A 14,284-nucleotide genomic window follows, 5' to 3' on the forward strand; every position below is an offset into this window, starting at 1 on the left:
TCTTATATGCAAAATTTTATTCCAATCACCAGACCTTGGATAACGGAAGGTGATATCCAAGCTGTTACAGATGTTCTTAGAACGGGAATGTTAGTTCAGGGAGCAAAAGTTGCTGAACTTGAATATCAAGTATCAAAATATTTGGGCACAAAAGAAGCTGTTGCAGTATCTAGTGGAACAGCTACTTTACACCTAATTCTAAAAGCTTATGGAATAAGCGAAGGTGATGAAGTTATTGTTCCGGCATTCTCTTTTGTTGCTACTGCCAATGTGGTTGAACTTGTTGGTGCAAAGCCTGTATTTGTAGATATAAATATAGAAACACTCAATATTGATATAGCTCGAATTGAGGAGAAAATAACGGATAGAACTAAAGCAATCATTCCGGTACATGAATTTGGATTGGCATCTGATGCGAAAGCATTGATGCAGTTATGTGAGAAGTATAATTTATTATTGATTGAAGATGCAGCTTGCGCTTTGGGAGCCAGTTTGGAGCAAAAGAAAACAGGCACTCTTGGTAATGCTGCTTCATTCTCTTTTCATCCTAGAAAGGCGATTACTTCGGGGGAAGGAGGTATGATAGTTACCGATGATAGCGACTTAGCAGAAAAGTGTAGAATACTAAGAAATCATGGAATTGATTCTAATAAGGGAAAGACCGGATTTGTAGAGGCTGGATTTAATTATAGAATGACAGATTTTCAAGCCGCATTATTGCTTTCTCAGCTACCACGCTTAGAGGAGATTATGAGCGCAAAAGACAAGATTGTAGAAAGATATTTGAATGAGATAGTGCATCCTTCCATTGAGTTGCCGGTTATTCCTAAAGGATATAGACATTCTTGGCAGTCTTTTCATATTATTGTTAATCATTTGAGCCAAACGGAAGCTGTAGAAAAATTGCGAAAGAGTGGTATTGGTGCTAATTATGGAGCACAATGTATTCCCGAAGTAGATTTCTATAAGAACAAATATGGTTTTGAACCGGAGAAAGAGTTTCCAAACGCTCACAAAGCGTTTCACAAAGGTTTAGTTATTCCATTGTACCCTCAAATGACTTCAGAAGAAATTACCCATGTTATTCAATCAATAAACAGTTTATAAGAAAATGAAAAATAAAAAAATATTTATTACTGGCGGTGCAGGCTTTATTGCCAATACGCTAATCAGAAGGTTGATTCACGATAATCAAATTACCGTTTATGATAATTTTCACAGAGACACTCTTACAGAGAGTGGGTATGCGAACCATCCCAATATGAAAGTTATCAAAGGGGATGTATTAGATTATCCATTTTTGGCTGAATCTGTAAAGGGACATAATATAATTGTTCATGCTGCAGGGATTGCGGGTATTGATACAGTTATCAAAGACCCTGTGAGAACTATGAGAGTTAATATGATTGGAACAGCTAATATATTGGAAGCTGCGCATCAAGTTGGAGGTATTGAGAGGTTAATAGATTTTTCTACCTCAGAAGTTTTTGGTTCTATGGCTTTCAGGTCGTCAGAAACTGATCAGACTGTTGCCGGCACAACAGGTGAGGCACGTTGGACTTATGCTGTTAGCAAATTGGCAGGAGAGCATTTAACTTTTGCATATTATGAAAAGTATAATTTGCCTATAACTACTGTAAGACCTTTTAATGTTTATGGACCGGGTCAAACTGGAGAAGGTGCTTTGCAGATTTTCATCAAAAAGGCACTCAATAATGAAACCATTTATATAGATGGAGATGGTAATCAAATAAGAGCATGGTGTTATGTAGATGATTTTGTGGACTGTCTATTTGAATGTTTGGAAAATGAAAAGGCAATTGGTCAGAGTTTTAATATTGGAAATGCACGTGCAGTGATAACGATTCTAGGACTAGCTCAGACCGTTTGCCGAGTATTAAATTCAAGTTCTAAAATTGAATTTAAGCCGCCACTTTCTGCGGATATTGCATTGAGAATACCGAGTGTAGAAAAGGCTAAAGAAGTTTTAGGGTTTAAGGCAAAAGTGGATTTGGAAGAAGGAATTCTGAAAACTGCGCAATACTTTAAAGAACATCGTATCTAAACACTTTAAATTAAGTGAAAAAAATTGCTGTATTAGGAGCAGGGCTCTATAATATTGGAGTATATAAAGAACTCAAAACAGGAGGATTTTATACCATTGCTATCGATGGTAATCCTAAAGCTCCTTGTTTTGAATTTGCTGATGAATCAGTTGTTCTAAACTTTTCTGATAAAAAGCAACTTTTGGAGTATCTATCACAAAATAAAGTGGATGCCATACTGCCAATAAATGATTGGGGAACTGTTTCGGCAGCTTATGTCAGCGAGAAATTGGGACTTGTTGGGATAAATGAAGCAAGTGCTATTTTGGCAACTGATAAAGGACGAATGCGTGATTGCTGGAGAGAGAACGGATTGCCAAATCCAAAATATTTTGTTTTTGAAAATGAAGATGAACTTTTTGCTCAAATAGATAAAGTAGGATTTCCTTGTGTGGTGAAGCCCACAGACAGTGGTGGTTCAGGGAGAGGTATTTCTGTACTCAAAAGTAAGGATGATTTGGATTGGGCGTTCGAGTTTGCTAAGCCTTATGCAAGAAACGGGAGATTTATATGTGAGGGCTTTGTGGAAGGTACAGAACTAACTATAGAAACTATTTCTAAAGAAGGGCAGGTTTATGTTTTGGCAATGAGTGACAAAGAGAAACCGGAGCTTAGAACAAGAGTTGCAACGTCTTTAAATTACCCTGCAAATTTGACTGAAAAGCAAAGGGAGATTGTTGAAGAAACTGTCAAGAAAGCTGTTTTGGCTCTTGGGATTGTTGTTGGCATGGCACATACAGAGGTAATTATCAAGGATGAAAATGTTTATATGGTTGAAACAGGGGCGAGAGGAGGCGGAGGACATATTTATCATACTATTATTAAAGCAGTTTCAGGGAAAAATGCGCCTGTAGTTTGCGCGCAGATTCTTACCGGTTCAAATCCGGATTTAACTTCCATCCAAAGTAATGGAGCGGTGTACAGGTTTTTTAATCCTCCACATGGAATTCTTAAAGAAGTTAAGGGAGTGGAAGAAGCTAAAATGTTAAATGGAGTTTTGGATATTGGGATTATTAAGAAATCGGGAGATGAGGTAGGAAATCTTAAGAACTCTCTTGAAAGAGCAGGTTTTGTTGTAACATCCGGAAAAAACAGGCAGGAAGCAGTGAAACTTGCCAATCAAGTTGAAAGTAAAATTGAATTTATAATTGAACATATTTAAAAAATTAAAATTATGAGGGAAATCAATAGAATAAAAGAAGAGCTGAAATATTATGGAGCTACCAATATCGGCTCTATTCTAAGTCAGGAGCAAATAGAATGGTATAAAATGGATTTGCTACAAAAAAAGCAAGATGATATTGATCGATTTGGTATTGAAACATTGAATGCAAATTTTTCACTTGAGACGGTGTCAGATTTAGGTAGGTTTGCCGGGAAATACTATGATTTAATTTCTAATACTAGTTTAAACGAAGTTGTCAACCAAACCCTCAATGACAAGGCTGTAATACACTCCTATAATGCTATAATTTTAGCGAGTCAAGGAACCCGGAGTGAAATGGTTGGACATAGATTTCATAGAGACATGCCTTGGTTTCCGGAGTGTAGAACTAGTATAATTATTATGATTCCGTTAGTGGATTATGGGGTGAAGAATGGAGCAACTCAGTTTGTGCCAGGTTCACATTTATTCCGAGACATGCCAAGTGAAGAATTTATGCTTAAACACGCAGTTACCGCAACTGGAAAAGCAGGCGAAGCCTTTATGATAGATAGTACTACTTGGCATCGTGCTGGGGATAATCAAAGTGGAGAGCAAAGACCAATGATTGTTATAAAATATACTTTAGCTCCCTTTAAACAGCAAATTGAGTTTTATTTGAGTAATAATGACATTGAAACTGCTCCGGATATCGTGAAGCAAAGATTGGGCTGGAATGTTAGAGTTCCGCATGATTATCTTGAGAATAGAGTATGGGAACAGTCTTTAAGAAAGTTTAAAAGTGGGCAGTACGATATGTCAAATACGTATTTAAAATAAATTAAAATGATTCCTCACAGTCAGCCTTGGGTAATAGAAGAGGATATTTCCTATCTTTCAGCTATCATTAAAAATAAAATGCTTAGCAAAGGTACTTTATCCATTCAATTGGAGGAACGATTGTCCGCTTTTTTGAATAAGAAGTATGCCCTAATGACCGGCAATGGAACTCAAGCACAAATGCTTTTACTCAAAGTATTAGGCATTGGAAAAGGAGATGAAGTCATTTTCCCTTCTTATGTATGTGATAAAGTGCTAAAAGGTGTATTAGCTGTTGGGGCAACTCCGGTTTTGTGTGATATTGGAGAAAACTGGGTAATGAATACAGAAACAATATCAGATAAGATTTCTGATAAGACTAAAGCAATTATTTTGGTACATATTTTTGGAATAAATGCTTATAATGAATCATTAAAATCATTGGGTGTGCCAATTATAGAAGATATTTGTCAGAGTTTTGGCAAAACTATCAAAGGAAATGTGAGTGGGTCTAATTCTGATTTTGCATTTACCTCCTTTCATGGAACCAAAATGATTGGTGCAGGAGAAGGTGGAATGTTGTTTATGAATAATGATTCATTGTATGAACAGGCTTTGAAAATTAAATACCAAGATGGATTTTTTACATCAGGAACGGATTTGGTTTCAGCGTTTGCATTGGCTCAATTTGATAGAATAGACCAAAACTTAAGGAGGAGAAAAGAAATTGCAGAGAAATATAATAAAACGCTTCCAGCAACTTTGACAAAAGAAATGAGAAACAATGATTTAGATACTACTTTTTTTCGCTATGTGCTGGAATCAACTAAAGATTTTAACCAAATTAGAAACTCATTTGAATCTAAAGGAATTGCAGTCCGAAAAGGAGTTGATACTCTAATCCATAGAAGTTTGGGATTAGATAATAAATATTTTCTCCTGACAGAAAGGAAATTTCAAGAAGCAGTATCTATTCCCATTCTGCCACAAATGACAGAAGAAGAAGTAGATTTGGTAATAGAAGCAGTAAATGAATTATATATTAAGCAAGTCTTATGAAAAAATCGGTTGTTGTCACTTTTGATTTAGATTTTACCGACTATGTAGGTGGAGCGCGATTACAGGATGAAATGGAGGCTTGTTGGGATGTATTTTTGTCTTTTTGTGAAAGCATACCTACCTTTAAATCCACATGGTTTATTAGAATAGATAGGCAAATAGGTCTTTTGTATGGCTCACCGGATTATATTTTTATTAAACATGCCGATAAGATTGATTGGCTAAAAAATAATGGACATGAAGTGGGTTGGCACTTTCATAGTTATGTTCAAAGAGAAGGAAAGTGGACACAAAATGAAAATGAGGATTTGGTATGTGAAGAGATGAGCGAGATGTTGCCATTCATCCAAAAACATAAGCTAAAATTCAGTCGTATGGGCTGGACTTATCATACCAATAAAACAATGGAAACTTTAGCTTCCTTTGGATTAGAATTTGACTTTACTGCTTTTCCCAGACCTAACTACCAATGGGATAATCCTTTAAAAGATTGGTCAACTACCGGAAATAAACCTTACTATCCTTCGAAATCAGATTATAGAGTTAGTGGTGAACCACAACACGACCTGCTGCAGATACCAATCACCACTATTGTATTACCTTCAAAAACAGATACTGATAAAGAAGTAATCAGAAATCTAAATCCTGCATATAGACCACATTATTTTAATAAAGGGCTTACAAATAGCAGTGGAAGTTTTATAAACACATTAACACATCCATATGAGTTACTGAAGTCAGATATTGGTCATGAAATGTTGGCTTTTGCGATAGAGGCTTTTGAGCAAAATATACAAACAATGGAACAGATTGGCTTTAACTTCGTTGTTGCTTCCGAGTATGTTAAAAAGCAAATAGTATGAATCTTCAAAAACCATAAATAACCATTTTAAGCAATATGAATATGAGCGACAATCAGCGTATAATTGAGAAATATAATAAGAGAATAGATGAGCATGGTATTTCTATTCAGGCTTTAGCAGGGGGAGTTGAGTCCCGAAGACAAATTAGATTTGAAACATTGTATCAATGTGGAATAGAGAAAGGTAATAGCATCTTAGATATAGGATGTGGATTTGGTGATTTTTATGACTTTTTAAATAAAAATCTTGGAAAAGGGAATTTTAAATATTGCGGGGTTGATATAAATCCACGATTAATTGAACATGCACAGAAAATACACAAAGGAGCAACCTTTCTTGTTGCAGATATACTAAATGAAGAAATAAACGGAGGATTTGACTATGTTGTTTCATCACAAGCATTTAATCTTAAACTATATGATATAGATAACTACTCTTTTGTAACGAAGATGTTGAGAAAAAGCTACGACATTGCTAACAAGGGCGTTGCAATTGATTTTCTGACAGAATATGTGGATTACAAACTTGATGAAAACGAGTTCTTTTATTATTCTCCTGAAAAAATCTTTTCTATTGCCAAAAGTATAACTAAAAGAGTGGTACTGAAACACGATATGCCTGTATTTGACTTCTGCATATACTTATACAAAGATTTTGATGGTTGGAATATGTAGTTGATTATATATCACAAATATATGAAAATCGCTTGCCTTGGAAATATGAATAATATTATGTCCCCTACTGCACAGTATTTGGCAAAAAAAGGACATGAGGTTGATTTGTTCTTATTGCATGAATATGACCACTTTGCTCCATCTGCTGACTATGAAGATGAGACGGATATTAAATTCGCAATCAAAAATTTGAATATGGATTTTGGGAAAGTAATGGATATTCCTTTAAAAACAATCAAAGAGAAATTAGAACACTACGATTTTTATATTGGAATTGACTATGCACCAGCCATACTTGCTCGAATTAATAAGCGATTAGATATTTTTACTTGGGCAGGAACGGATTTATTTGATTGGCCCTTTTATAAATCAGCTTTTCGCATACCGCAATTATGGGAGGGAGATAAAATAATGACAGCTGTTTTACAGTTTGAAGGAATTAAAAATGCTCGTATGATACCTATGAGTCTGAATAATGATTTTATTTTAGATGCTATTAAAAGTATAGGATTTAGAGGTGAGATTACAAACCCGCTACCTTTTCTATATTATCCGGAGTTTGAAAAAAATAAAAGTGTTGATGGCGAGTGGGTTCAAAAGATGAAGAAAATAAAAGAATCTTCTGATTGTGTACTTTTCCAACAGAGCAGACAATGGTGGAAAACAGCTCCACAAACTATTTCAAAAGGCAATGATGTTTTTTTTAAAGGTTTTGCTCGGTTTATAGAAAAGAATCCTGAATTAAATGTTAAAGCTGTCTTGTTGGAATACGGCTCTGATGTTGAAGAATCTAAAAAGCTAATTAAGGAATTAGGTATTGAACATAATATTGAATGGTTCCCAACGCTTCTTCGAAAAGAATTGCTTGCGATCCTATCTTTTGCAGATATTGGAATAGGACAATTTGAAAATGAGGGGCATTATCTATATTGTTCCAATGCAGAAATAATAGCATCTAAAGTTACATATCTGGCATACAGAAACGATGTGTTTAACAAGAAACATCATTGTGAGTTATATCCAATGTTAAATGCCAACTCCCCGGAAGAAGTTGCAAAACAACTTGAGTATTTTGTAAGCAATAGAAATAAAGTTGAATTGGAAACCCAAAAGGCGTTTGATTGGCTAATGGAATATAACTACACTAAAACTATGGAGCAAATAGAAGCAGCCATTCATAATAATCAACAAAATAAAAGCTTGAGATTTTTGTCAAATTTTAGAATTAAAATAACCGAAATAAAAATAGATTTTTGGGCTATATTGAATAAGTTAGTGCTGTCAACAAAGAACAATTTTTTAAAACAATCTATTTTAGAGTGGAAAAAGTAGTTTACTTATTTACAGCCCAATTCCCATTTATAGGAAGTGAATCTTTTTTGGAAACAGAAATACATTATCTTTCAAATGCATTTGATAAAATTGTTATCTATCCATCACGCGGCTTTGACAAAGTGCAACTACCAATTCCTGGTAATATAGAAGTAAGACAGTTTGATTTAAACAGACCAGTATATTTGCGAAAGTTGGTTTCAGGAAATTTATTTCTAATTGCAAAAGCTTTCATAACTGAATTTATAAAATCTCCGCATAGATGGAAGTATGTTAATCAATTCAAGTGGAATTTTAATCATTTGATAGGATGTATAAACAATGCGGTTTTCCTAAAAGAAGAACTTGATAAAGATATAAAGGCGAACCAAGAAACTGAGTTTGTATGCTACTCATATTGGTTTAATGAGTGGGCTACAATATTGGCATTGTCTAAAGTACTCGGACTAAAGAATGAACTTGTTACAAGAGCCCATGGATACGACTTTGACGAACAGCAACAATCAAGAAAATATCATCCATTCAGGTATTTTGAAATTGCTAAGTTTAGAAAAGTGATTCAAATTTCTAAATATGGTGTGAACTACATGAAACAAAGGTTTCGAGATTCTAATATAGTTCTGTCTTATTTAGGTGTTAATGATAAAGGAACTAATCCGATAAATAATGAAAAGGAATTTCAGATAATTTCCTGTTCAAATTTTGTAGCATTAAAAAGAGTAGATTCAATATCTCAAATATTAAGTCATCTAAATGTACCATATCATTGGACACATTACGGAATAGGTAAGGAAATGGAAGATGTTATAAGCAAAGTAAAATCAATCCTGCCTGAACAACATTATACTTTTAGAGGCTATGTTGCTAATAAAGACCTGATGGAAGAATATAGCCAAACACCTTTTGACCTTTTTATGAATGTCAGTACTTTAGAGGGTTTGCCGGTTAGTATTATGGAAGCGATTAGCTTTGGCATTCCGGTAACAGGTTGTGATGTATGTGGACTTCCGGAAATAGTAAATGAACAAACGGGAATACTTTTGGAAGAGTATTTTGACCCAAAGCAAGTTGCTCAAAGAATAGAGATTTTCTTAAAAGAAAAGTCCCGTGATGCACAATATAGACAAGGAGTTAAAGAATTCTGGAGAGAGAATTTTAACGCAGAAAGGAACTATGCTGAGTTTGTTGAGATATTAAAAAACTGACCTTGGTTTCGTAGTCACTGAGCGTAGTTGTTTTCTCGGTCGCTGATCGGTTTGTCCTGAGCGAAGTCGTTTTTCGGTCATTGAGCGTAGTCGAAATGCCCGACAAAACAGCAGCAGAAGTAGTCGAAGCGCCCGAGAAACCTCAAAACAAATAAAACTAAAATTAAGAACAACAACAATGAATAAATCACTTTCAGAAATAGCAATTCATTCAGAACAAGCTATTTCAATCAAGTTTAACACAATGGTATATGAGCTTCAACGAGCAGGTAAGGATGTTTTAGTTCTTAGTCTGGGAGAAGCCTTTTTTGATATCCCATTATTTTCATTTGACCCACTCCCGTTTCCTACTATATATCACTACTCTAATTCTCGAGGAATTCCTGAGTTAAGGAGGAAACTATCTGAGTTCTTTTTAAAGAATTATGATATCCCTATTGATTATGAAAAAGAGATTTTGATTACAGCCGGCTCTAAGGCGGCAGTTCATTTCGCTTTTATGGCGGTTTTAAACCCCGGAGATGAAGTAATCGTTCCGGAACCATATTGGGTTAGTTATCCGGAGCAAGTAAAATTATGCTATGGCATTCCTGTGGCGGTACCTCATAATGAATCAGTATATGATTTTGAAAAATATATTACAGATAAAACCAAGGTCATAGTCATTAATAACCCTCATAATCCTACAGGATATGTTTATACAGAGAAAGAAATAAAACATTTACTTGCTTTGGCTGAAAAGTATGATTTGTATATATTCAGTGATGAGGCATATAGTGAATTTGTAAATGATAATACGTTCATTTCTCCCGGTAAATTAGATAGAGAAAAAAAGCACACTGTTGTGTTCAATTCTATATCTAAAAATTATGGAATTTCAGGTTGGAGAATGGGTTATGTAATTGCAAATGAAAATCTAATTGATGCAATTTTAAAGATAAATCAACATTTAATAACTTGCCCTGCAACAATTTTACAGTATTATGTTGAACATTACTTTTATGACATTTTAGAACATACAAATCCTCAAATAAAAGCAGTTGTACAAAAGAGAAAAGATGTGGCGACTTATATGCAAAAAATTGGCTTAAACCCAATAGAAGGCTCCTCAACTTTCTATTTCTTTGTTTCAATTTCTCCATCTAAATTAAATTCTGTGGATTTTTGCACTAAACTGTTGCAGGAAGAATATATTGCAGTGGTTCCCGGTATAGGTTATGGAGAAAGTTGTGATAAATTCATACGTGTTTCTATTGGAGTAGCTCCAATGGATGAAATCAAAAGAGGTTTGTTGAAAATTAAGGAGTTAATTGATAAAACTAAATAAAGTTCCGTAATTTACCCTTCGACTTACTTCGATTCCGTTCTTAATATTGTACCCTTCGACTACGCTCAGGGTACGGGTTACGAACGCTCAGGGTACGGGTTACGAACGCTCAAGGTACGATCTAATAAACAATGAAAGGCTATACCTACATTCTACAATGTGCGGACGGCAGTTATTACACAGGCAGTACAAAGGATTTGGACATACGTATTGCTCAACATCAGTCTGGTGAAGGAGCAAACTATACAGCTAAACATTTGCCTGTCAAGTTGGTATATTTTGAAGAATATGGAAGAATTGATGAAGCTTTCTATAGAGAAAAGCAAATTCAAGGTTGGAGTAGAAAGAAAAAAGAGGCTTTAATTGCAGGTCTAACAGAAGAATTAAAGGAGCTTGCAGAGTGTATTAACGAAACACATTCCAAGAATTATAAAAAGGAATAAGTACCCTTCGACTACGCATGATGTGTCCTTCGACTTCCTTCGACAACACTCTCAAAAATGTACCCTTCGACTACGCTCAGGGTACGGTTTTCGGTCGCTGAGCGTAGTCGGTTTTTCGGTCGCTGAGCGTAGTCGGTTTTTCGGTCGCTGAGCGTAGTCGGTTTTTCGGTCGCTGAGCGTAGTCGAAGTGCCCGTAAAACCAAAGGAATCCGAAGCGCCCGAAAACAAATAACATCAAATCCCCATGTGCGGAATATCAGGAATATATAACTTAAAAAGCACGATGGTGAGTGAAAGCAAAATCCATCACTTCACCCGTTCCATGACTCATAGAGGTCCGGACGGAGAGGGCTATGTTTGGTTGGATAACCGTTCATTGGTATTGGGTCACAGGCGTTTAGCCACTCTAGACCTTTCCGAAGCCGGAAAACAGCCCATGAGCTATGCGAATCAAAGGTATTGGATTTGTTATAATGGTGAAATTTATAATTTCTCTGAAATCCGTTCTGAACTGGAACAAAAGGGGCATCATTTCTTGTCTCAATCCGATACGGAAGTATTGTTGGCGGCTTATGCAGAATGGGGTAAGGATTGTTTGAAAAAATTCAATGGTGATTGGGCATTTGCTATTTGGGATGATGAAAAGAAAGAACTCTTTTTGTCCAGAGACCGTTTTGGTGTGAAGCCCCTGTATTATTTGTATCAGGACAACAGACGGTTTGTTTTTGCCTCAGAAACCCGTGCTTTTAAGTTCTTAGAGGGTTTTAAGAGAGAGATTGATGACAAGTTGTTGGAGATGACCCTCAATGACCCTTATGCCTTGGAGGGTCTGGGCTATACTATTTTTAAAGATATTTATCAGGTCTTGCCGGGACACTATTTGGTGGTGAAGAAAGGAGAACCCATACAGCAAAAACGTTGGTGGGACATAGAAGAGCATTTGCAAAAGGATATTTCCAACACCTTGGAAGAGCAAGCACAAAAGTTCTATACATTGTTTGAAGATGCATGCAGATTACGTTTAGTCAGCGATGTGCCCGTGGCAACTGCCTTGAGTGGCGGTCTGGATTCCAGTTCGGTGTATGCGGTGGTTTCTGATTTGTTACAAAAGGAGCACCCCGACAGAACACATCATGATTCCAACAGGGCATTTACAGCCGTTTTCCCGGGTTTGCCGCAAGATGAACAAGAATATGCACAAAAAGCATCCGCCTTCTGCGGTGGCAAAATTGAAACTATTGAGACTGAAACCAAGACGCTTTGGAAATCCATTAAACATGAAACAGAATTAGCTGATTTTATTAGTTCGTCTCCCATCACATCAGTGGCTGCGGTTTATGCCGGAATGAAAAAGAAAGGTATCACGGTTTCTATGGACGGACACGGGGTGGACGAAATGCTATACGGATATAGGGATATGGTGTATGCATTATACAATGACGCCTTGTGGAATGGCACAGAAACGCAGGTTGCCGATTATGCCCAAGTTTTACAAAACATGTATCATCCCGATGTTCAGTCCGAGCAGAAAGTAAAGTTTGAGCGAGCATTGGCAGACAAAATTAAAAGAGAAGCCGGGCTTACATTCCGACTAAAGAAGCTGTTGAATAAAAAGAGCAAGGATAACATGGAATTTGTGCCGGTGAGACTTCCATCACTCAGCGACAGCGCTTATGATTTTTCACAAAAACCCTTGCCCGAAAGGATGGTTTACAATCAATTTTTTCAACATACACTCCCTGCCCTGCTTCGCAACTTCGACAGGGCTTCCATGATGAACGGCATAGAAATTCGCATGCCTTTTATGGACTGGCGTTTGGTTTGTTACGTGTTTTCACTTCCGTTAACCGCCAAGATAGGATTAGGCTTTACCAAACTTCTGTTGAGAGAAGCCATGAAAGGAAAGCTGGATGAGGAAATCCGCACCAGAACTTTTAAAGTAGGTATAAGCAGCCCCTTGGAACATTGGTTTAACGGAGTGTTGAAAGACGATGTTATCAATGCAATCAAACAAGAAAGTGTCAAACAAGAAGTTTTGGAGGCATATAAACAAGGGAAGCTAAGTACAGCCCTGGTTAGAAATGTGTGGTTAAAGTTGAATGTGGAGGCGATAGGAGGAAGTTTGTAAGAGGCTTAAATTTGTAATTAATATGGAGGTTATTCCTGAGAATTGAAATGTGTGAAAATTGGCTATAGAGCCGGCTCATTATTTAACTAAATTTCTAATTATCTCTCCGGTCTATTGCGTTAAAACAATCATAAAATGAAACATCAAAATTCTGAACTTAGTACATTTATCAAAAGAAACTCTCATTTGTTTTGGTACACACCTGAGAATCTCAAAGAAGATATAAGCGAAGAATTACTTTTGGAGCAGGTGTTGAACTATGCTGATTTGCCAACCATTAAAGAATACTTTGAAATTGTTGGGTTAAATAATGCCAGTCGGATTTTTAAGAACCTGACCGGTAGAAAAAAGAATAATATTTATCCTGAAATCTACGCTTTATTTTCTGAATATTTTAATCGAAATGTATAAGGATATACTTGATAAGAATCAATTAGAGTTATTACCGCTCATAAAAGAGTTCAAAAGAACTTTTTATTTGGTAGGAGGAACTGCTATTGCTTTGCAAATAGGGCATAGACGTTCTATTGATTTTGATTTGTTTAGGGATAAGCCACTGAACCATAAACTAATTATAGATAAAATAAAGTCACATCAATATACTCCATTGATTACTCGTAGAGTAGAGGAACAAATTAATCTTGTTATTAATAATGTGAAACTGACTTTTTTTCAGTACCCATTTGAGATTAATAAAACAGAGGGTTTAGATGACATTATTTTAATGCCTGCTTTGATTGACCTAGCGGCTATGAAGGCTTATGCACTAGGAAGAAGATCAAAATGGAAGGATTATGTGGATTTATATTTTATTATTACTAAGTATTTTTCTGTGAGTGTAATATCAAAACGTGCTACCGAAATTTTTGAAGGACTTTTTTCTGAAAAACAGTTTAGAGCACAACTTTGTTTTTTTGAAGATATTGATTACACAGAAGAAGTGATTTATATGGGAAAAGAAATTTCTCAAAAAGAGATTCGAAATACCTTGACAGAGCTGGCTGTCCAATTTTAAAGTAATTTTTATTGATTATAAAGGCGAAAGGCTGAGAGTGAATAGTTTTTCGGTCGCTGAGCGTAGTTTTTCGGTCGCTGAGCGTAGTTTTTCGGTCGCTGAGCGTAGTCGAAGCGCCCGAAAAATCATTGTCCCCACCTTGCCGCACTGTCATGGTGAGTGATTCCGTT

Annotated in this window: 14 protein-coding genes; all 14 read left to right on the top strand. The window is 35.9% G+C overall.

The features are described from left to right. The first annotated feature begins 6 nt into the window (after window positions 1-6). The 14 genes from M9892_09350 (at window position 7) to M9892_09415 (ending at window position 14,114) form a co-directional block, all read left to right on the top strand. The gene (locus M9892_09350; protein ID MCO5254555.1) at window positions 7-1,107 is read left to right on the top strand and encodes a DegT/DnrJ/EryC1/StrS aminotransferase family protein; all 1,101 of its coding nucleotides are present in this window, start codon (window positions 7-9) and stop codon (window positions 1,105-1,107) included. 4 nt (window positions 1,108-1,111) lie between these two features. Beyond that, the gene (locus tag M9892_09355) at window positions 1,112-2,065 is read left to right on the top strand and encodes an NAD-dependent epimerase/dehydratase family protein (protein ID MCO5254556.1); all 954 of its coding nucleotides are present in this window, start codon (window positions 1,112-1,114) and stop codon (window positions 2,063-2,065) included. A gap of 14 nt (window positions 2,066-2,079) precedes the next feature. Then, window positions 2,080-3,267 carry an ATP-grasp domain-containing protein gene (locus M9892_09360; protein ID MCO5254557.1) on the top strand — a complete coding sequence of 396 codons (1,188 nt, stop codon included), beginning with the start codon at window positions 2,080-2,082 and terminating at the stop codon, window positions 3,265-3,267. Window positions 3,268-3,279: 12 nt separating this feature from the next. After that, window positions 3,280-4,089: a phytanoyl-CoA dioxygenase family protein gene (locus M9892_09365; protein MCO5254558.1), complete on the top strand. Its 810-nt coding sequence runs from the start codon at window positions 3,280-3,282 to the stop codon at window positions 4,087-4,089. A 6-nt stretch (window positions 4,090-4,095) separates the two neighbouring features. After that, on the top strand, window positions 4,096-5,127 hold the full coding sequence (locus tag M9892_09370; protein ID MCO5254559.1) for a DegT/DnrJ/EryC1/StrS family aminotransferase: 1,032 nt from the start codon (window positions 4,096-4,098) through the stop codon (window positions 5,125-5,127). Then, a complete protein-coding gene (locus M9892_09375) occupies window positions 5,124-5,990 on the top strand; it encodes a hypothetical protein (protein ID MCO5254560.1) in 867 nt (288 codons plus the stop codon). The genes M9892_09370 and M9892_09375 overlap by 4 nt, the downstream gene beginning before the upstream one ends. Window positions 5,991-6,031: 41 nt before the next feature. Then, on the top strand, window positions 6,032-6,664 hold the full coding sequence (locus tag M9892_09380; GenBank protein ID MCO5254561.1) for a class I SAM-dependent methyltransferase: 633 nt from the start codon (window positions 6,032-6,034) through the stop codon (window positions 6,662-6,664). A 195-nt stretch (window positions 6,665-6,859) separates the two neighbouring features. Continuing rightward, window positions 6,860-7,996, top strand: a complete 1,137-nt coding sequence (locus tag M9892_09385) for a hypothetical protein (GenBank protein ID MCO5254562.1) — start codon at window positions 6,860-6,862, stop codon at window positions 7,994-7,996. Further along, complete coding sequence (locus M9892_09390; GenBank protein MCO5254563.1) at window positions 7,984-9,201, top strand: glycosyltransferase; 1,218 nt, start codon at window positions 7,984-7,986, stop codon at window positions 9,199-9,201. The genes M9892_09385 and M9892_09390 overlap by 13 nt, the downstream gene beginning before the upstream one ends. Window positions 9,202-9,379: 178 nt before the next feature. Next, window positions 9,380-10,528, top strand: coding sequence for a pyridoxal phosphate-dependent aminotransferase (locus tag M9892_09395; protein MCO5254564.1), 1,149 nt, complete (start codon window positions 9,380-9,382; stop codon window positions 10,526-10,528). 131 nt (window positions 10,529-10,659) lie between these two features. Beyond that, window positions 10,660-10,971 (top strand): GIY-YIG nuclease family protein, encoded by a 312-nt coding sequence (locus M9892_09400; protein ID MCO5254565.1) that lies wholly within the window; start codon window positions 10,660-10,662, stop codon window positions 10,969-10,971. Window positions 10,972-11,215: 244 nt separating this feature from the next. Then, on the top strand, window positions 11,216-13,099 hold the full coding sequence (asnB, locus tag M9892_09405) for an asparagine synthase (glutamine-hydrolyzing) (protein MCO5254566.1): 1,884 nt from the start codon (window positions 11,216-11,218) through the stop codon (window positions 13,097-13,099). A 135-nt stretch (window positions 13,100-13,234) separates the two neighbouring features. Then, window positions 13,235-13,510, top strand: a complete 276-nt coding sequence (locus M9892_09410) for a hypothetical protein (protein ID MCO5254567.1) — start codon at window positions 13,235-13,237, stop codon at window positions 13,508-13,510. Continuing rightward, window positions 13,503-14,114, top strand: a complete 612-nt coding sequence (locus tag M9892_09415) for a nucleotidyl transferase AbiEii/AbiGii toxin family protein (GenBank protein ID MCO5254568.1) — start codon at window positions 13,503-13,505, stop codon at window positions 14,112-14,114. Before M9892_09410 ends, M9892_09415 begins: the two co-directional genes overlap by 8 nt. Window positions 14,115-14,284 lie beyond the last annotated feature (170 nt).

Source organism: Bacteroidota bacterium, assembly GCA_023957335.1.
Lineage (GTDB): Bacteria > Bacteroidota > Bacteroidia > NS11-12g > UBA955 > JALOAG01.